General features: G+C 45.3%; 16 protein-coding genes and 1 pseudogene. 5 read left to right on the top strand and 12 right to left on the bottom strand.

All coding sequences use genetic code 11. From position 1 onward, the window contains the following. Positions 1–119: 119 nt before the first annotated feature. The 9 genes from NFR61_RS02945 to NFR61_RS02905 form a co-directional block, all read right to left on the bottom strand. Positions 120–2,456: an OmpA family protein gene (locus tag NFR61_RS02945; protein WP_251620461.1), complete on the bottom strand. Its 2,337-nt coding sequence runs from the start codon at positions 2,454–2,456 to the stop codon at positions 120–122. Between the two features lie 21 nt (positions 2,457–2,477). Then, entirely contained in the window at positions 2,478–3,695 is a 1,218-nt protein-coding gene (locus tag NFR61_RS02940; protein ID WP_251620459.1) for an alanine dehydrogenase, read from the bottom strand. A gap of 2 nt (positions 3,696–3,697) precedes the next feature. Further along, complete coding sequence (gene tsaE / locus NFR61_RS02935; protein WP_251620457.1) at positions 3,698–4,114, bottom strand: tRNA (adenosine(37)-N6)-threonylcarbamoyltransferase complex ATPase subunit type 1 TsaE; 417 nt, start codon at positions 4,112–4,114, stop codon at positions 3,698–3,700. Positions 4,115–4,130: 16 nt separating this feature from the next. Beyond that, positions 4,131–7,625 (bottom strand): type IX secretion system periplasmic lipoprotein PorW/SprE, encoded by a 3,495-nt coding sequence (porW, locus tag NFR61_RS02930; RefSeq protein WP_251620448.1) that lies wholly within the window; start codon positions 7,623–7,625, stop codon positions 4,131–4,133. 14 nt (positions 7,626–7,639) lie between these two features. Then, the gene (locus tag NFR61_RS02925) at positions 7,640–8,725 is read right to left on the bottom strand and encodes an Mrp/NBP35 family ATP-binding protein (RefSeq protein ID WP_251620446.1); all 1,086 of its coding nucleotides are present in this window, start codon (positions 8,723–8,725) and stop codon (positions 7,640–7,642) included. 111 nt (positions 8,726–8,836) lie between these two features. Next, entirely contained in the window at positions 8,837–9,544 is a 708-nt protein-coding gene (locus tag NFR61_RS02920; RefSeq protein ID WP_251620444.1) for a M48 family metallopeptidase, read from the bottom strand. 92 nt (positions 9,545–9,636) lie between these two features. Next, a complete protein-coding gene (locus tag NFR61_RS02915; RefSeq protein ID WP_251620435.1) occupies positions 9,637–9,924 on the bottom strand; it encodes a hypothetical protein in 288 nt (95 codons plus the stop codon). 57 nt (positions 9,925–9,981) lie between these two features. Beyond that, a complete protein-coding gene (gene aroC / locus NFR61_RS02910) occupies positions 9,982–11,082 on the bottom strand; it encodes a chorismate synthase (protein ID WP_251620467.1) in 1,101 nt (366 codons plus the stop codon). 10 nt (positions 11,083–11,092) lie between these two features. Further along, entirely contained in the window at positions 11,093–11,644 is a 552-nt protein-coding gene (locus NFR61_RS02905; RefSeq protein WP_251620433.1) for an FKBP-type peptidyl-prolyl cis-trans isomerase, read from the bottom strand. Between the two features lie 159 nt (positions 11,645–11,803). Between NFR61_RS02905 and nadB the strand changes: the two genes are divergently transcribed. Genes nadB through pheT form a run of 5 tightly spaced genes read left to right on the top strand, consistent with a single transcriptional unit; the run spans position 11,804 to position 19,225 of the window. Further along, complete coding sequence (gene nadB / locus NFR61_RS02900) at positions 11,804–13,402, top strand: L-aspartate oxidase (RefSeq protein WP_251620431.1); 1,599 nt, start codon at positions 11,804–11,806, stop codon at positions 13,400–13,402. Then, positions 13,384–14,223, top strand: a complete 840-nt coding sequence (nadC, locus tag NFR61_RS02895; protein ID WP_251620428.1) for a carboxylating nicotinate-nucleotide diphosphorylase — start codon at positions 13,384–13,386, stop codon at positions 14,221–14,223. Before nadB ends, nadC begins: the two co-directional genes overlap by 19 nt. A 21-nt stretch (positions 14,224–14,244) precedes the next feature. Next, positions 14,245–15,810, top strand: coding sequence for a sulfatase family protein (locus tag NFR61_RS02890; RefSeq protein WP_251620426.1), 1,566 nt, complete (start codon positions 14,245–14,247; stop codon positions 15,808–15,810). After that, a complete protein-coding gene (gene nadA, locus NFR61_RS02885; RefSeq protein WP_251620424.1) occupies positions 15,807–16,733 on the top strand; it encodes a quinolinate synthase NadA in 927 nt (308 codons plus the stop codon). Before NFR61_RS02890 ends, nadA begins: the two co-directional genes overlap by 4 nt. Positions 16,734–16,777: 44 nt before the next feature. Then, on the top strand, positions 16,778–19,225 hold the full coding sequence (gene pheT / locus NFR61_RS02880) for a phenylalanine--tRNA ligase subunit beta (protein WP_251620422.1): 2,448 nt from the start codon (positions 16,778–16,780) through the stop codon (positions 19,223–19,225). Between the two features lie 113 nt (positions 19,226–19,338). Here pheT and NFR61_RS02875 read toward each other — a convergent pair whose 3' ends face one another. The 3 genes and pseudogenes from NFR61_RS02875 to NFR61_RS02865 all read right to left on the bottom strand — a co-directional run. Next, a complete protein-coding gene (locus tag NFR61_RS02875) occupies positions 19,339–19,689 on the bottom strand; it encodes a hypothetical protein (protein WP_251620420.1) in 351 nt (116 codons plus the stop codon). Positions 19,690–19,703: 14 nt separating this feature from the next. Beyond that, positions 19,704–20,609: a hypothetical protein gene (locus tag NFR61_RS02870; protein ID WP_251620418.1), complete on the bottom strand. Its 906-nt coding sequence runs from the start codon at positions 20,607–20,609 to the stop codon at positions 19,704–19,706. Positions 20,610–20,875: 266 nt separating this feature from the next. Continuing rightward, positions 20,876–21,082: pseudogene (locus tag NFR61_RS02865) on the bottom strand (KilA-N domain-containing protein); the annotation flags it as partial. Positions 21,083–21,219 lie beyond the last annotated feature (137 nt).

Raw genomic sequence — 21,219 nt, 5'->3', positions numbered from 1 at the left:
AGCTCAGTCGGTAGAGCAAAGGACTGAAAATCCTTGTGTCCCTGGTTCGATTCCAGGTGATACCACAGAAAAGAAAAAGCAGTTACGAAAGTAACTGCTTTTCTTGTTTACAACCGCAATCAATGGTTGCATTCTTTCACAAAACATTCGATTCCTTTTTGCTTTAATTCATTAGCAGCCCTGGCAGCTTCTTCCCTGCTTTCATAGATACCTGCACAGTAGCGCACGGCACCTTCCGCTGTTTTCTCCGTGAATACCACACGGAAGTTGTTGATGACTGCCGGTACCGTCCTGAATATACCCAATTGCAGGGTGTAGAATTTCCCTTTTATGCTGTTCAGGTCTTTCAAACTCACTTCCCCGATTTTCTCCGTTTCTTCCGCGGTCTGTGCCACCTGATTCGGATTATGCAAAGAGTTGGGCCCCGGCTTGTAATCGGTGCGCAAGACTTTAAATTCGATACGTCTGTTGAGCTGCATAGCGTCTTCTTTCTCACTTCCTTTCAGACGACGTACGAAATTTTCACTCAATACGTCCCCCACTTTCAGAAAGGGATATGCCTGCGCATCTTTTTCATTTATCTGGCGGGGCTGGGTCTCGCCGTATCCTTTCGCCACCAAGCGGTCCCAGTATACGCCTTTTTCAATCAGGTAATTTACAACGGAGTTGGCACGGCGGTCGGAAAGTATCAGATTCGCCTGGTCATTCCCAATCATATCGGTGTGGGCGGACAATTCGATGGTTATATTGGGGTTGTCTTTCAATATGGTCAAAAGTTCTTTCAGATTGTCCATGGCGTCTTGCCGTAAATCCCATTTGGCCACGTCAAAATAAATATTCGGGATAACTATCGGTTTTTCGATGGGCTGCATTTCAATGTTCAGCTCGTAAGTCCGATCCCCTTTTTCCTTGTAAGTGGACAACAACTCTTTTCCTTTCAGATAGCGGGGATGTTCCGCCAAAAAGATGTACTCACGCTGGGGTGCTACGGGCATTTCCAGGATGCCGAGACTATCCGTCTCCACGTAGCTTACTTCGCCGTCATCGGCGGTAACCGTTACGTTTACCTGCGGGACGGGCAGTTCCGTCACGCTGTTTTTAACCAGCAACCGCACCTGCAATTGCTGCGGGATAAAGGCAAAAGAATAAATGTTGTCGCTCCGATTGGAACGGGAGGAAGAAAACAATCCCTCTTCTTTCCCGTTTTTAAAGGTTATCCCGAAATCGTCCGCGAAAGAATTTATCGGATAAGGGAGATGTTCGATGTGTTCCCCTTCCTCGGTTGTTTTCAACACATAAATATCCAGTCCTCCGAATCCGTCATGCCCGTCGGAAGCAAAATACAAGTCTCCGTTGTCCCGTATCACGGGAAACATTTCATTGCCGGGGGTGTTTATCACTTCTCCCGCATTCTGGGGCTCGCTCCAAATTCCATCCACCAGTTCCACGTACCAGATGTCTTTTCCTCCCATTCCTCCCGACAGCTGGTCGGTGGAAAAATAAAGCCGGGAACCGTCCTGTGTCACGGCGGGGTGTCCTAAAGAAACAGAGTCGTTGCATATACCTGCCCCTAAAAGGGTTGTCCATCCTTTTTTCCCGTCTTTGTCTTCGTTGGCGGTGGATTTATAGATTCTCGTCCCGACGTTGCTCCCTTTTATCTCCCGCGATGATGTAAAAAACAGCGTGGTTCCGTCTGACGAAAAACAAAGGCTGCCATCATCTTTTCCGGAGAAAATGGAGTCCCTCACCAAAGCAGGGGTCACCCAGCGGGGTTCCGGGAAACGCCTGATTTTTAAATTTCCCCGCTTATCCTTCGTGCGGATTTCATTTGTAAATTCAGTGACATAAATATGGTTATAGGCATCCCCCGTCACCGGATCGACTTTTCCTCTTTTCTTGTTGCTTGTTTTTCGTGCCGAAGTGAAGTAAACAATGTTGTTGTCTTCAGGATAGTATACCGGTGAAAAATCATTATAACGCGAGTTAAATTCTTTCGCAATCTGGACGGAATAACGCCCTGCTTTTTCTATACCGGCTTTTAATACGCCTATGTTGTAAAGTCCGTTTTTACCCCGCTCATCATCAGGAAACAGTTCATCGAATTGCGTATAGTGCTCTTCCGCCGCCTCCAGTTCTCCCCGGATGATGGCCACTTCCGCCAATTTCAAATGGACTTCCGGATATTCCTTGTTTGCCCGAAGTGCCTTGCGATACCAATTGTAGGCATCCGGCTGCTTGTTTACATCTTCGTAGCATTGCGCCACACTCATGGCTGCCGTAACCTGTGCTTCCGGCAGCTTTGATTTGTTATAGGCTTTTTCGTATTTGGTACTTGCTTTGTAGAAACGTCCGGTTTCCCGAAGGGCGTTTCCCCGTTTCATATAGTAACGCGCCGAACAGGCAGCACAAAGCCACACACAAAGCAGTATGAAAAATAATCTGATAAATTTCTTCATAAGAAATAAATTTAATAGCAACTATAAAGCAGCCAATAATAAATCAATATCCTTTGACATCAATTCAAAGCGGTCTGCCAATACTTCTTTTGTTAGTATCCCGTTATAAATATATACTCCATTCCGCAATCCGGCATTTACCCGCAGTGCCTGGGTAAATCCGCCCAAATCCGCAACTTCCGACAATAAAGGCAAAAGTACGTTGCTGTAAGCAATGGATGCCGTCTTTGCTACTCTTGAAAGCACATTGGGGACGCAGTAGTGTATTACCCCCTCATACGTATACACCGGCTGCGCGTGTGTCGTCGGGTAAGAGGTCTCTATGCACCCGCCTTGATCTACGGATAAATCCACAATAACAGCTCCCCGTTTTAAAAGCTTTACCTGTTCCTCCCGAATCATTACCGCCTGCTTTTTATCCAAACACCGCACGGCTCCAATAACGACATCTGCCGTTAATAATGATTTATTTACGACCGGCTCATGAAAAACCGATGTGTAGACTTGTCCGTTTAATTTCTCTCTCAATTGTCGTAAGCGATTGACCGAAGCATCAAATACTTTCACTGTCGCACCCAATCCCAAGGCTGCCCGTGCCGCATATTCCCCCAGTGTTCCCGCTCCCAGTATCATTACTTCGGTAGGGGTAATCCCGCTCACCCCTCCTAAGATTATTCCTTTTCCTTCGCGCGAGTTGTTTAAGTATTCTCCGGCTATCATTATTGCCGCATTTCCGGCAATTTCGCTCATTATCCGAACTATCGGATAATATCCTTCGTCATCTTTTATTATATCAAAACCCAAAGCGGTCACTTTCTTCCGCATCATCTCCACTATCGCTTCTTTCTTTAATTGGAATACTTTCATCGAAGAAAGTATCACTTGATGTTCATGCATGTATTCTGCCTCCCGGACAGAAACGGAAGTCACTTTTAAAATAATATCCGCCACATAAACTTCTTCCAGTGTTTCTACAATCCGCGCCCCGCAATCACAATATTCCCTGTCCGTATAATTAGCTCCTTCTCCCGCCCCCCGCTGTACTATAATTTTATGCCCCATATCAACCAATGTTCTCACGGTTTCAGGGGTCAGACAAACGCGATTATCTCCTTTCCTTTGTTCATTGGGTATTCCAATAAACAATGATTTTCGTTTATGATTCCGAAAGAGCTCCTCTTCCTTACACAATACGCCGCCTTGTCCTATTATTACAGACAGTCTACCTATTCTTTCCATTGTCATTCCTTTATTTCAAGCAACCTTTTTCCGTCCGGCAGCTCTGAAAAATAACATGCTACAGCCTCTTCCGGTATCAATTCCGCTACTTTTTCCGGCCATTCAATGAAGCATTGATTACCTCCGAAGAAATATTCCTCATACCCGAAGTCCATCGCTTCCGTAGCATCTTTTATACGATAAAAATCAAAATGATATATTGTATTCCCTTTTGCCGTCTGATACTCGTTCACTATGGCAAAGGTAGGAGAACTTACATCGTCCAATACCCCTTCACACGCTGCTATTGCTTTTACAAAAGTCGTTTTTCCAACTCCCATCGGTCCGTAAAGGGCAAAAATCTTTTTGTCGCCGATATTTTTAAAAAAATCAGCAGCCACACCCGAAAGTTCATCCAAATTATTTATTATCCATTTCATTGGCTGTATATCCTATCTAATCCAAATAGTATTTTTTAAAAAAATGCAAATACGGTTCTACCAATTTTTGTTCAGTCAAGACTTTCAAGTTAGCATCAGAAATTACAAAATTACGGTAATCCGTATCCTTTAAAGATCTAAAAAGTTTCCGATTCGTGATAGCCGTATTGAAATAACGCATGGCCTCCTCCCGATTTGCAAAACCCGAAACCACCAGACAGTCATGTTCTTCATCATATCTGTTATTATTCAACGTCAGACCTGCAAAATTAAATTCTTCAAATACGGCTTTCAATTTATAAGGGTCAATCGTATTAAAATAAAATAATACAAATTTATGTTCCACACTTTTGTTATATATAAACTGCCCATCCTCTATTCCTATGTCGGAAGCATTCCGCAGATAATTATCTACAAAGAATTTCCGATAATCTTCTATGTTGTGCTGTTCCAATAAAACAGCCAAATTACTTTCCGTAATAACAAAATGAGCATACTCTACCTTATCAAGCCGTTCAAACAATTCATTGTTCTGCATGATGGTATTCATATAATCAAGAGCCGACCCTTTTTGTCCAACATTCCTCACTACAATTATTTCGTACTCGTCATCATAATCTTCTTTCTCTATAAAAAAAGCAGGTTCTATGGCATGAATCATTTCCGATATTCTTTTCATATTCACCTTGTGAAAGGGCAGATATAACACATAATCGTGCGGTTCGTCTTCCTGGAACTTGAATATATGGGCCGCAGTCCCCTGCTTACCCGTCAACAGCTCTCCGGTAGCACGGTCACCGATATAATTATTTATAAAAAATTCCACATATTCATCCGTGTCCTTCACGCGTTTCAATAACGCTAAATTTTGCTCATGAATAGCAACAATACGGTAAGTCATTCCAGATAGGTTTTTCAACAACTTCTTATCTGTGGCAATCCGATTCAGATAATTAAACGCTTGTTCGTAATTTTCAAAAGAAGTGATACGTAAAACCGGTGTTTTATACCACAAATCCTCCTTTTTCACCCCGTATTTCCGCCCTTCGGCTGCTTCTACTGCATTGATAAATTCCAACCGGAGCTGCATTTGCCGTAATTGCACAGTTTTCAGTTCCTGTGGCAAGAATATAAGGATATCATGCTTTTCCGACTTTTCCAAATTGAACGGTACCTTTTCATTTCCTTTCGTAGCTATACTTCCCGTTTCATCAAATACCCAATGGCGATTTGCTTTCAGATAACGGGCGTTTGCCATTTCCTCTCCGGTATATTGCACCGGAGTCTCCCCCACGTCCATTGAAGCCAAAACAGCATTTACCACGTCACGGATACTTTTATCCGGTTTTGCCTCCAATACGGCATTTAATGCCACTCTGGCCTCCTGCGGAGAGTCCAGATTCACCACACACATCGCTTTTAAAAACAACACATTGGCACTCAATTTATTTTCAGGATAACGCTCCATTATATCCTCGCACTTCTGCAAAGCCTCCCGGTAATACACCTGCTGGTAAAGGTCATAGGCTTCCCCATACAATTTCTCTATTACTTTCAAGTCGCTATCCACTTTGCGGAAATACTCCGGATCCTGTAATCCCTTCGTGAAATCACTTTCCGGAAATTTCTCCATCAATTCTTTTTTGTATGATTCCGCGACCTCCGCTTTATCCGCCCGTTGTGCCGATTGGTAAGCCAGGTAATACACCAAAGATACATTGTGGCTTTCCGGATAGCGTTTGATAAAATCACTAAAACATGCCAATGCTTTATCCGGGGCGTCAAATTTATACAAGTACAGTTCTCCAGCCTGATAGTAGGCATCCTCCATCTTTTTCTCCGACTCCGCCATTTTTTCCGGAGTCAGAGGTATATCTTTCAAATAAAACTCCCGGCTTTTTGTATCCAATTTTTCCTGTTTCTGCTCTTCTCCGCTGACCAATTCTTCCGTTCCTGCTGCCAATTCAACCATAGATTTGTCGGTACGCCGCCAGTTATCTTCCAATTTCCGGCGTCCCCATTTCCGTTTAAAATCGTTTTTACCCAAAGAAACTGTCACCGGATTATAAAAATACCAGCTACCACTCCCGCCACTCCTTTGCGAGAATGCATCCCCCCGACTAATCATATTATTCTGCATAAAGAAATTCCGTTCCTGCTGCTCTTGCCGTTCTTGTTCCTTTATCCGTTGCTCTTCGTCTTTCACTTCCTGGATTCTTTCATCCACCCACCGCAAACGCTCCGCTTCCGGCAATTGTGCCAACCGCTGCAAACTGTCCTGTAATTGTATCATGTTCAGATTTGACACTAATTCCGCCAAATCCGATACCAAATTCTTTACTTGGTCATAATTTTCACCCCTGGAATCCATGAAATACACACAAGAATCATAACAGGTATGTGCAAGTACAAAATCTTTTTCAGCAAAATAATAATCCCCCAACTTCAAAAACGATAATGCTTTCTGATTATCATTATCCACACTAGCTTTCACTGACTTCCAATACAAATCCACCGCATCTTGCTGATTGCCTTTTTTCTCTTCTATATTTGCCAAGGCATAATAAATCCGATCCTGAAAATCCACATTCTTACGATCTTTCAGCATCTTTTTCAATTTCCTCTGTACAGATTCGTTTCCATCCTGATAAGCAAGAGCCATATTAATCTTGGCATTAAATACCATCTCATAGTTGAAATTAAACTGTATTGCCTTTTTCAACGCATGCATCGCCTGGACATCCTGCTGTTCCTGCAGATAGAGCTGCGATAGCATGAAATAATAGCGGGGCTTTCTCTTCATACTTTTACACACCTTCAGTAACTCTTCTCCCGCCGTGACTGCTTGGGCATAATTCCTCTGACGAACATAAAAATCTGTTTTTGCCGCGACATACATCTCCCGCTGCTTTCGCTTCAATTTCGACGCCTCAATTGCCGGCATTAACTTCTCTGCTTCATCATAACGTCCCATTTCCGAGAGACTTCTGAAAAACCATAAAAGAACTTCTGCCTGCAATTTCTCATCATCCGCATATTGCCGCTGAATGTAGCGGAACGTATTATTGGCCATGGCATATTTGCCTTTCAAAAAGTAAGCTTTACCTAAAAGAAGATAACACTTAGGTATCTGGTTATTGAACTCCTTTTTCTTACGGAAAGTCTCATAATTTTTCGAGTCCTTATTCTTTTTTCGTTTGGGTTTTGCCGTAATCGAATGCTTATCTATGGCTTTAACGGCTTTTTCGATGGCATAATCCATATCCGATGTGCAAAGCGCACGTGTCCAAGGATTATTGGAAACAAACACAGGCAATAAATTGGTATAATCCTCCTTGTGGTTCTGCTCCATTTTCTTTATCCCCGACTTCAGTGCCTCATTTCCGTTAAAATGAATATTATAACGGGTCGTCAACTGATGATATTGCCGTGAAAACAGCGTATTCTTTTTCGTTGAACACCCAGCCAATAAGACTATTATACCGATATAAATTATCCCCCTCAATCTCATGTCAAAACTTACGTTTATTTCTTAGATACCCTTACTCTCCGAGCTATTTCCTGCTGTGCATCCACTGTCTCCGACACCCGGATTGCCAGCTCTGCAAATGCCTGACCAATTACAGAATTGACATTCAAAGCCACCGGTTTTCCGGAATCACCGGAATCACATATACTCTGCACCACCGGAATTTGTCCCAACAACCGTAGTCCTCTCTCTTCCGCCAATTGCTTGGCCCCTTCCTTACCAAAAATATAGTATCTATTCTCCGGTAATTCAGCCGGAGTAAACCAAGCCATATTTTCCACCAATCCCAACACAGGCACAGCAATACCGGGCGATTCAAACATATTAATACCTTTTACCGCATCTGCCAATGCCACCTGCTGGGGAGTGCTCACAACAATCGCTCCTGTCAATGCCACAGTCTGCACCAAAGTCAAATGAATGTCGCTGGTTCCCGGAGGCAGGTCTATCAGCATATAATCCAACTCCTCCCAATACCCCTGCTCTACCATCTGTTTTAAAGCGTTGGAAGCCATTGGCCCTCTCCATACCGTAGCAGAATCCGAATCAACAAAAAAGCCTATGGACAACAGTTTCACACCATATTTTTCCACAGGAACAATATACTCTTTTCCCTCCACTTCTGTCATATATGGACGTTCATCTTCACATCCGAACATTTTAGGAATAGACGGTCCAAAAATATCCGCATCCACCAATCCTACTTTATATCCTTGCATAGCTAAGGCAACAGCTAAATTTGCAGACACAGTGGACTTACCTACTCCTCCCTTCCCAGAGGATACCGCCACTACATTTTTAACTTTTTCCAAAGAAAAAGGACGCTCCAAATCCTGCATATATACCATTTCTATAGCAACATTCTTATAGGATGTATTCTCTAAGATTACTGTTTCACATTTCTTTTTCAGGGAAGCCGCAAAAGGATCTTCCTTACGCTGAAAAACCAAACGAAAAGATACTTTATCTCCTTCTGTCCGTATATATTGTACCATATCCAAAGCCACAATATTCTGTGAGCTACCTGGATATTTCACCGCCTCCAACAAATTTCTGATTTCTTTCACTTCATTTTGTTGCATAATACCTCAAATCTATACAAAATATTAAAGTTTCATTTGCTTGTTCAAAGAAAGCAAAGATAAAATTTTTATATTCTAATCTAAGTTAAAAAAACGGAATTCCGTTTATGCTCAAAATCGAGTATTATAAGCACGTAATTCCCGCCGGCGAATTTCATAGTCTGGACACACATTTTTTACTAACCTCCAAAAACGCTCCGAATGATTTTTCTCTACGGTATGACAAAGCTCGTGCAAAATAACATAGTCTATTAATTCATCCGGTAGTTTCATCAGTTTAATATTCAAACTGATTTTGTCATCATGTGAACAACTTCCCCAATTAGATATATTATTCCGAAAAGAAAGATGTGTAAAGCAAAATCCATATTTTTCCGCATAATACTTCACTTTATCAGGCAGTAGTTGTCGTGCCTCTTTTTTATATATTTCCGCTAAAAAATTTTTAGCTAAAAAATCTATTTTTTCATACGCCATTCCTCGAGGCAACCACAATGTAATTTTTTCTCCTTCAATTTTATAGGAAGGTTGATGACAATCCCCTTCCGATATAACTAACGCATGCAATTTAGTCCGAATTTCAGCCCCAATACCTAAACCTACCCCTGTATTTTTCTCATAAAACTTCACTTTTAATAAATTCCGCACAATCCATTCCTTCTTTTCCTCCACAAATTTAATCATTTGCCTGCCGCTCACTCCACAGGGAACATTCACCCATACTCCTCGTCCCGGCGACATTCGTATGGACAAATATTTAATATTCATTCCACGCCTCACTCTAATTTCACCAACTCCCTCCAATTCTATCTTTTCCATAATAATCCCCCCAACTAATCTAAAACAATAAAAAAAGCGTATCCCAAAAGTTTAAAAACTTTTCGAATACGCTCTCCCAATAATAAGAACTATTAAACAGCTTTTATGATTCCACTCAATTTATTAAAAGCTGCGTCCGCATTGCTTAATAAATCCCGAAATATTGCTTTAAAATTATTTCTAATCTCTTTTCTATCTTTTAATCTTTTAGCCCCTCTAGTCCGAACCAATAACTCATCCCGAGTAGTAATCGTATCTCTTATTATTTCCCTAACTTCTTCATCATCTTTTCCAGAAATTACACAATATCTGAAACAATCCGAAATGATAGCTGACGATACATAATTAATATCTTTCTTTAGTCTTCTAATACTTGCCATAGCTTTATTGTTTAAATTTCACCAAAAATATACAAATCCTTCCGTCCGAACAAATTTTTATACAGAAAATACATCCCCGGTTCGCTTTCCTCCTTCATTTTCCAGCAACAAATCCAGCACAGTCATGGCAGCCATCGCCTCCACAACCGGAACCGCACGCGGCACGACACAAGGATCATGACGGCCATGCGCCTGAAAGCGTACTTCCTCACCCTCCTTTGTCACGGTTTCCTGCTCTGCCATAATGGTCGCCACAGGCTTAAAAGCCACCCGAAAATACACGTCTTCACCATTGGTCACACCTCCCTGTACGCCTCCCGAACGATTGGTTGCCGTGTGTACCTGTCCATCTTTCATAAAAAAAGAGTCGTTGTGCACACTTCCCCGCATACCGGCAGCAGCAAATCCGGAACCATATTCAAAACCTTTGGCTGCATTGATGCTCAGCATGGCTTGCGCCAAACGGGCCTGAAAGCGATCGAACACCGGCTCCCCCAATCCCGGCATCAGTCCCCGGATCACTCCGGTCACACAACCTCCCACACTGTCTCCGGCATCCCTTACTTCCCGAATCAGCTCAATCATCCGCTCAGCCACCTCTTTATCCGGACAACGGACCGTATTCGCATCTATCCGTGTCAAATCATAGTCGGAATATTGTCCGGACAGCACGATATCCCCGATCTGGGAAGTATAGGCATTCACTCTTATTCCGTACCGGGACAGGACCTGTTTCGCCACCGCTCCGCCAACCACCCGGGCAATATGCTCCCGTGCCGAAGAGCGTCCTCCGCCCCGGTAATCCCGGATTCCGTATTTTTTATACCATGTATAGTCTGCATGAGAAGGCCGGAATATATCTTTCAAATGACTGTAATCCTGACTGTTTTGCCCGGTATTGCGCACCAGAAAGCCGATGGGCATACCCGTCGTCCTGCCCTCAAAGACTCCCGACAATATTTCCACCCGATCCGCTTCACTGCGGGGCGTGGAAATATCGGACTGTCCGGGACGCCTCCGATCCAGTTCGCACTGAATCATCTCCTCAGTCAAAGGGATTCCCGCAGGACAACCGTCAATCATCCCTCCAACCGCCACTCCATGCGATTCGCCGAAAGAACTCAGCCGATACAATTTGCCGAATACATTCCCTGCCATACCCGGAGTTTTAATGACATCCGCCGCAACCGCAGCCATCCTCGTGAGAGCCGCAGCCACCCTCTGAGCCGCAGCCACTGCATCCGCCACATTTATGCGAATGAAGCGCTTCCAGTTCCTCGTCGGTAGCATCCCTTACCTCCAATACTTCTCCCTTAAAATAAAGATCTTTCCCCGCCAACTGGTGATTGAAGTCTATTCTGACCTCCTCCTCGCCAATAGAAAGAATTTTTCCCCGCAGATGCCGACCCATGCTGTCCATCATCGGCAACACATTCCCCACCTTCATATCATCAGCCTCCACCTCCTTGAATATATCCTTAGGCAAATCCACTATCATCTCCTCATTCACCTCCCCGTAAGCATTGGCAGCCGGAATTTTGAAATCGAACTTATCCCCTACGTTCTTGTTCAGCAGATTCATCTCAAAATACTCCAGTGTCTGCCCCTGTCCGCAAATAAACTCCAAAGGTCTTTCCCTGTCCGCCGTCTCCAGAACGCTTCCCTCCGGTTCCGTCCTCAATTCGTAACTTACCGATACCGCTTTATTTTTTGTAATCATCGTTTATTAGTTTTAAGTATTAATATCAGATTTCACGCTCTTTTCCGAGCTGTTGACAAAAATAGGACAATTCTCCCGCTCTTCCAAAAAAAATCCGGTAATCTGCCCGCCTTTTACAAAAAAATGGTACTTTCGCACTAATTTACACTCAATGAGAAAATGCGTCATTACGAATATATCATTGCAGGCAGCGGATTAGCCGGACTATATACAGCCTACCATGCTGCTGCATACGGCAAAGTTGCTTTGTTGACCAAATGCGGAATCACAGAAAGCAACTCCTATTTCGCACAAGGCGGGATTGCCGCGGTTACCGACGAAAACGATGCTCCGGCACTCCACTTTGAGGATACGATTATCGCAGGCAGGGGATTGTGTGACTACCCCGCTGTTGACATTCTGGTGAACGAAGGACCGCAGCGCATACAGGAGCTTATCAATGAAGGCATGCATTTCGACATGGAGGACGGCAGCCTCGCCCTCGGACTGGAAGGCGGCCACCACAAAAAGAGGATCCTGCACGCCGGCGGAGATGCCACCGGCAGAATGGTGACCAGCTTCATGATCAGCAAGGTCATCAATAACCCGAACATCGACATTTATGAAAACCACTCCGTCATCGGTCTGCTGAAAGCCGAAGGCCGCTGCTGCGGAGTACGTTCGTGGAATCTGACCAACGAAAAAGAAGAGATTTTCATCGGAACCAACACGTTCCTTACCTTGGGGGGCACATCGGCCATTTACAAGCGGACGACCAATCCCCACACCACTATTGGCGACGGTTTGGCGCTGGCCTACAATGCCGGATGTGAAATCGCCGACATGGAATTCATCCAGTTTCACCCCTCCGCCATTTACACGGATTCGGAGGAAGCATTCCTGATCAGCGAAGCCGTCCGGGGGGAAGGCGCTCACCTGATCAACCAGAACGGCGAACGCTTCATGCCCGCGATACACGAACTGGCGGAGCTGGCACCCCGCGACATCGTCGCCCAATCCATCTACCGGCAACTGATCCGATACAACCAGGACTTCGTCTGGCTGTCGCTCAAACACCTCGACCCGCAGACCGTCCGGCACCGTTTCCCGAACATCTACGAAAAATGCCGGGAGCTGGGCATTGATATGTGCGACCGCATTCCCGTCGCTCCGGCAGCCCACTACACCGTCGGCGGAGTCCGCACCGACCTCAACGGCCAGACCAATATTCCCAACTTGTTCATTTGCGGAGAATTGGCCTCCTCCGGTATCATGGGAGCCAATCGTCTGGCATCCAACTCTTTGATCGAATGTCTGGTGTTCGGTAAACGGGCCATCGAATTCTCGCGTCACAGTACGCCCGTGAAAGACCTGCCGGACTTCAAAGTCCTCTATCACTGCAATCCGGGACAGGACGAAGCCTACATCCGGCTGAAAAAAGAAATTGCCACACTGATGAGCATTCACGCTGGAATCATCCGCAACGAAAAAGGCCTGGAAGAAGGATTGAATAAACTGGATGCACTGGAAAAACAGCTCCCGGACGATACCTACGAATATTACACTCTGATCAGCCGCAACCTGATAGAAGTGGCCCGTCTGATTATCCGCTCCGCTTTATACCGCAAAGAAAGCCGCGGAGGCCATTACCGGGAAGACCATCCCGAAACGGACGATGCTTTTCTCTGTCACATCGTACAACAAAAAGGGGAAGCTCTCCGAACCATCCCGATAAACACGGAAAAAACAAAAACCAAGCTATGCAATACGACGAACTAATCGACCGACTGATAGACCTCGCTATCGAAGAAGATATTGCCACCGGTGACGTTACAACCGACTCCATCATACCTGCCCGCTCCCGGGCGGTAGCAGAAATGAAGATGAAGGCGGACGGCGTAATTTCCGGACTGGGCATCGCCAGACGCGTTTACGAACGCTTTGAGAAAGACATCGTCTGGGATGCGAAAGTGAAAGACGGAGACGCTGTAAAAAAGGGCGACATCATCCTGCGCATCGAAGCCAGCTACCGCTGTCTGCTGCTGGGAGAACGCCTTTCGCTGAATATCCTCCAGCGCATGTCGGGAATAGCCACCGAAACCGCCAGATACGTCAGGGAACTGGCAGGCACGCACACTCAGCTGCTTGACACCCGCAAAACGGCGCCCGGACTGAGGGTGCTCGACAAACTGGCCGTAAAGCAAGGAGGAGGCACCAATCACCGGATGGGACTGTATGACATGGTCATGATCAAAGACAACCATATAAAAGTGGCAGGCGGCATCACGCAAGCCGTGGAGGCCGTTCGCAAAAACATCACCGCCGGCATCAAAATCGAAGTGGAGACCACCAACCTGGACGAAGTGCGGGAAGCCCTGGCGGCACAGGCCGATATCATCATGCTCGACAACATGAACAATCAGGACATGGCCGAAGCCGTAAAAATCATCGCCGGGAAAGCCAAAACCGAAGCCTCCGGGAACATGAGCATTCCCCGTTTGAAAGAAGTGGCCGCCACCGGTGTGGATTACATCAGCGTAGGTGCCCTGACTCACTCGGTAACAGCACTGGATATCAGCATGAACATCAAAACCCATTAAAGAACTTATCAAAGCGCTACCATGAAAAGGAAACAGTATGGTATTCTGTCATTGGCTTTGTCGTCCTGCCTGATCACCCAAGCAGAGAACAAAGAAAAAAACTCCAGTACGCCTAACGTAATTTTCATTTATGCCGACGACCTGGGCTACGGGGATCTGGAATGCTACGGTGCAAAAAACATCCGGACTCCACATGTCAACAGATTGGCAGACAACGGCATCCGCTTCACCAACGCACACGCGACGGCAGCGACGAGTACCCCCTCCCGCTATTCCGTACTGACGGGAGAATACGCGTGGCGCAAACCCGGCACGGACGTCGCCGCAGGCAATGCGGGCATGATCATCAATCCCGCGCAGTATACCATGGCCGATATGTTCAAAAGCGCAGGCTATGCCACCGGAGCATTCGGAAAATGGCATCTGGGACTGGGCGACAAAACCGCACAACAGGACTGGAATGCTCCGCTTCCAGCTGCACTCGGCGATTTAGGCTTCGATTACTCCTACATCATGGCAGCCACTGCCGACCGCGTTCCCTGCGTGTTCATCGAAAACGGCCGGGTAGCCAATTACGACCCGTCCGCCCCAATAGAAGTCAGCTACATAAAGAATTTCTCCGGAGAACCGACAGGAAAAGACAATCCGGAACTGTTATACAATCTGAAACCGAGTCACGGACACGACCAGTCCATCGTAAACGGCATCAGCCGCATCGGCTACATGAAAGGAGGCGGCAAAGCCCTGTGGAAAGACGAAAACATAGCGGACTCCATCACCGTACATGCCATCAATTTTATCCGGCAGCACAAAGACGAGCCGTTCTTCATGTATTTCGCCACCAACGACATACACGTCCCCCGTTTCCCGCACAAGCGCTTCCGAAACAAGAGCAAAATGGGATTACGTGGCGACGCCATCGCCCAGTTCGACTGGAGCATAGGGCAATTGCTGCAGATACTGGATGAATTGGGATTAACCCGCAATACACTCATCATACTATCCAGCGACAACGGTCCCGTGGTTGATGACGGCTATGACGACCGGGCGGAGGAACTGCTGAACGGCCACAGCCCGACCGGCCATCTCCGCGGGGGAAAATACAGCGCATTTGAAGGAGGTACACGAATTCCCGTCATTGTCCACTGGCCGGAAGGCATTCAAAAACCGGCGGTATCGGACGCCTTGATTTCACAGATCGACTGGCTCGCCTCATTCGCCTCTCTGGTAAATGCACGCATACCCAGGGGAAGTGCTCCGGACAGCTACGACTGTCTCGCCACCCTTTTAGGGCAAAACCGCACCGACCGGCCATGGGTCATAGAGCAGGCCGCCAATCACACGCTTTCCGTACGTACCAAGAACTGGAAATATATCGAAGGTAGCGAGGGAAGTCCCATGATTACCTGGGGACCGAAAATCGAAACGGGGTACCTGGGAACACCACAACTTTATAATATGCTACAAATCGGAGAAAAGGAAAACGTGGCGGCAAAATACCCGGAGAAAGTTTTTGAACTAGAGCAGATTTTGAGAAAAGTACGCAACAAAACCCTTATCTTTGGCAACCAAAATACAATGCAATGACAAACCAGGAGATTAGCGATAAAATAAACCGGCTCAAAAGAGAGAAGAACGCCATTATTTTAGCCCACTACTACACCCGTCCCGAAGTACAGGATGTGGCCGACTATCTGGGCGACTCACTAGGGCTCTCGCAGGAAGCCGGAAAAACCGATGCGAACATCATCGTATTCTGCGGAGTGCATTTCATGGCAGAAACCGCCTCCATCATCTCTCCCGGTAAAAAAGTGCTAATTCCTGCATTGGGTGCCGGCTGTTCCCTAGCGGAAAGTATTACAGGCTACGACCTCCGCGAATGGAAAAAAGCCAACCCCGACGGCATCGTCGTCAGCTATATCAACACGACAGCAGAAGTAAAGGCGTGGACCGACATCTGCTGCACCTCCGCCAATGCCCTGCAAGTCGTCGAAAGTCTTCCGAAAGACAAAAAAATCCTGTTTGTTCCAGACAAGAATTTAGGAGCCTGGATACAACGCAAAACAGGACGGGAAATGGAGCTGTGGAACGGCGACTGCTGCGTCCACGAACGCATTACCACCGACATGATATTGGAAAAACACAGAGCCTATCCCGAGGCGGATATTCTGATACATCCCGAATCCAACTGCTCGCACGACGACGCCATACTGAACCTACCGCAGGCGTACCTTTACTCCACTGCCGGCATGATCAGACACGCTGCCGCGTCCTCCAAAAAGCAATTCATCATCGCCACCGAAATCGAGACTATCCACAAACTCCGGAAAGACAATCCGGACAAGGAATTTATCCCCATACATCCCACGACCGTATGCGGACAAATGAAAAAAATCACCCTCGAAAACACGCTGGCAGCTCTGGAAAACGAACAATACGTCGTGAAAGTGCCGGAAGAAATCAGACAAAAGGCCTGGATTCCCATTGAAAGAATGTTGCAAATACGATAAACCGAAATAGAAACTATAAACCCAATAAGTTAATCCGTAAACAAATGAATATATCTTTAAACTGGCTGAATGACTATCTGAAAACCGACCTCCCCATCGAAGAAATCTGCAAAATATTGACCAGTATCGGACTGGAAGTCGGTGGATATGAAAAATTCGAGTCCGTCAAAGGAGGACTCAAAGGTTTGGTTATCGGAGAAGTGAAAACCTGCGTACCTCATCCGGATTCCGATCACCTCCACCTCACCACGGTGGATCTGGGAGACGGCCACCTCACCCCTATCGTATGCGGCGCTCCCAATGTAGCTGCAGGACAGAAAGTCGTCGTGGCTACCATCGGCACCGTACTCTATGACGGCGACAAGGAATTCGTCATTAAGAAATCCAAAATACGCGGACAGGAATCCGAAGGCATGATATGTGCCGAAGACGAAATCGGTATCGGAACGGACCACGCGGGTATCATCGTACTGCCGCCGGACGTAAAAACAGGCACGCCTGCCTCCGAATACTATGACATCACTACCGACTACGTCATCGAAATAGACATCACGCCCAATCGGGTGGACGGCGCGTCCCATATAGGCGTCGCCCGAGATCTGGCCGCCTACCTGAAACAAAGCGGCGACATCGACTATACCCTGCCCTCCGTAGAACAATACAAAACCGATTCGACGGACGCTTCCATCTCCATAGAGGTGAAACGCCCCGAAGCCTGCATCCGCTATGCGGGGGTCTGCATCGAAGGCGTAACCGTAAAAGAATCGCCCGCATGGCTGCGCAACAGACTGAAAGCCATCGGCCTGAACCCGATAAACAATGTCGTAGACATCAGCAACTATGTTCTCTTTGAACTGGGACAACCGTTACACACCTTCGACAAAGACAAAATCAAGGGCGACAAAGTCCTGCTCCGCAGTTTCCCGACGGGAACCAAATTCGTCACCTTAGACGGCGTCGAAAGGGAGCTTAACGAAAACGACTTGATGGTCTGCAACGCAGAGGCTCCCATGTGCATTGCGGGAGTATTCGGCGGAATCGAAAGCGGCATCACCGAAAATACGAAAAACGTATTTCTGGAAAGTGCCTGCTTCGACCCCGTATTCGTACGCAAAACGGCCCGCCGCCACGGTCTGAACACCGATGCCTCCTTCCGGTTTGAACGGGGAACGGATCCCAACATCGTCATTTATGCGCTGAAACGGGCGGCTCTGCTGATCAAGGAACTCGCCGGAGGCAAAATAACATCCGACATCATCGACATCTACCCGAACCCGGTCAAAGACTTTGAAGTGGAAGTGAAATACGACCACATCGACCGCCTTATCGGAAAAGCCATCGGAAAAGAGAGAATCAAGAAAATCCTTTCCGCTCTGGAAATGAAAATCGTCCGGGAAAGCGAAACGGCACTGTTGCTGCATGTTCCGCCCTACCGCGTGGACGTACGCCGCGAAGCCGATGTCATCGAAGACATTCTGCGCATCTATGGGTTTAACAACATCGAGGTGCCCTCCAAAGTCAATTCGACCTTGAGCTATTCGGAAAAACCGGACGATTACCGGCTGAAGGACATGATTTCCGACCTGCTGACCGGCAACGGATTCAACGAAATCATGAACAACTCACTGACCAAGGCGTCCTATTTCGAGGGACTGGAAACCTACAAGCCGGAAAACACCGTCATGCTCTACAACCCGCTCAGCTCCGACCTCAACGCCATGCGCCAGAGTCTCCTGTTCGGCGGACTGGAGACCATCGCTTATAACATCAACCGGAAAAACAACAGTTTAAAATTATACGAATTCGGTAAATCCTATACCTTCAACAAAAAAGACGGAGAAAACCACCTGAAACAGTACCGGGAAGAAAACCGCTTGGCACTCTTCCTCACGGGGAACAAAACCGCGGCTTCCTGGAACACGAAAGAAGCCCGCAGCGATTTCTTTACCTTGAAAGCCTGCGGCGAACTGGTACTCTCCCGGCTAGGATTCAAAACTGATGCGCTGAATATCGAGGAAAACACCCAGGACATATTGCGGGAAGGACTGAATTACACCCTGAACGGCAAACACCTGCTCACCGTCGGAACGGTCAGCCGGAAACTGCTGAAAAACTTCGACATCGACCAGGAAGTCTATTATGCCGATTTCTCTTGGGAAAACCTGCTGAAAGCCCTCAAGAACCATACGACGACTTTCACCCCGCTGCCCAGATATCCTTCCGTAAAACGGGATCTGGCCCTGCTGCTGGATAAAAAAGTCACTTTCAAGGAAGTGAAAGAACTCGCTTTGAGAACGGAAAAGACACTGTTGAAATCCGTGACCCTTTTCGACGTGTACGAAGGGGAAAAGCTGGGCACCGGCAAAAAATCCTACGCTGTCAGCTTCACCCTACAGGACGACGAAAAAACCCTGACGGACAAGCAAATCGACAAAATCATGAACAAACTCATCGGCAGCTACCAACACCAATTGGGGGCTGAAATCCGATAAGTTAAACCATTATTTCTATAATATCAAAGGGCACCGAAATCGGTGCCCTTTGATATTTATAAATTCTCTGTTGTCCCACAACTATGTAACCTTAGATAGCAAAATAGCAAGGATTAAGCCTCACTATTTAAAAATTTCAGAAGACTATCAATATTATCAAATTCTTTTATTACAGATTCGTCATTTATACGAACTCTTTTATTCTTTCTCCCGTTTTTTACTATTTCTATCATATTCCGAACAACATCAGACATATTTATCATCACTATCGTCAGATTATGAAAATGTTCAACAACAGAACACAACTCGTCAGAAAAAGACCTTGAAACGAAAGATACTCCAGAAAAATCAAGTATTGCCTTATCAGACATTCTCATCATAGCGTTCCTTACTATATCTGCATTAGAACGGGAACGAACATCGCTACTAATCAATGAAGATATTTTTATTACATTGCTTTCCATAATTCCCATTTTAATTATCCTACATATTTTTCATAACTGAAATCAACTGGGACTTCAATAGGTATTCTCATTAATATAATCGTGCCATTCCAATTTATAGAAGGAGGCAATTTTATATAATCACTTTTTGAGTCTGAATGACGATGAAAACCTCCGCCGGACAACATAAAGAAAGCGCCTCCTAATCCATCCACAAGCATCTTTTTGGTAGAAGATATACCATATCCTCTGCTTTCGCTATTTGGTAAATCTTTTGTTGAATATCCTTCATTAGCCTTTTTAATAGCAATGGCATCGTCATCCCCTATTTCATTTAGATACTTCCTGGTTTTCACATAACTACCTAAAATAGTAATACCAGAATCTGCAATACACATATCAATACACTTTTCCTGATGTATGTATTGTGAGTATATATAGCCATGAACACTATCCGAATGTTGGCTTATATTACATATCAATTCTCCAAGAAAATATGACAATGGAGTCGTTATTCTTTTATCAGCATTACACTGAGATTCTATTATCTTTTGTATACAAGATTGCAAACCATCTATATTCGTAATACATAAATCAAACTTACATATAGGTATATAGGTCTTATTCATATATCCATTCAATATATCTTCTATGCAAGTATCTTTACGTATATGCAACAAATCTTCAAAATATATCAATTTGGAATATTCCTGAAGGTAAGATGACATATTTTTGAATATCACATTCTTTTCACAAGTATCTTTATATAAAGCAAGCGGGAATAAGAAAAATGGATGAAAAAATGAACATTCACTAAAATCCCAAACAACATTATCATCATCGATACATTCTACTTGATGTATCAAACGGAACAAATGATTGAAAGCACTCCCAATCCTCTCATCTCTACAAACATTGGGTATGCTAACTATATTGTTCATTGATGATAAATTAATAATTGATACTTTCGACAAAGTTCGTAAAAGTATACAACAAAACCAAATCTACAACTTTAACGAAGATGAAAATCATGAACAAACTCATCGGCAACTACCAACACCAACTGGGTGCTGAAATCCGATAACAAATCCAATTAAGAAAAAAGGGGGAAGATTCCCCCTTTTTTCAATGATTGCCGGACGAATTACAATCATCTTAATAATTTTCGGTTTCCATTATCACTGCTTTCCAATACACTCATCTGATGAATTATACCGAATTCGGTACAATTAAAATCAGGATTATATAGCATTTCCCATTTACCAAGATACTCGATAGTACTTTTAAGACTAAGCCAACGGAAGATAATATGCTCTTGCAGTTGACTTCGTGCCATATCTGTAAGGCTGATATAATCTTCATCGTTGTGCTTGACAACACTAATGTCTGTATTTTGAACCGTAATCTTTGCCATGGTGGTTTATGCTTTGGTTTTATTACAAAGGTAGCTATAATTCATGAAATTACGTCTTTCCCATGATAAGTTATCTTCACGATAAAAAAGAAAGGGAGAAAAACTCTCCCTTTCAACTTTTCTACTTTTTAACCTTT

Origin of the sequence: Odoribacter lunatus, assembly GCF_943193135.1 — a bacterium.
Taxonomy (GTDB): Bacteria; Bacteroidota; Bacteroidia; order Bacteroidales; family Marinifilaceae; genus Culturomica; species Culturomica lunata.
The sequence above is the reverse complement of the archived record's forward strand: the minus strand, read 5'-3'. Positions and strand labels throughout refer to the sequence as shown.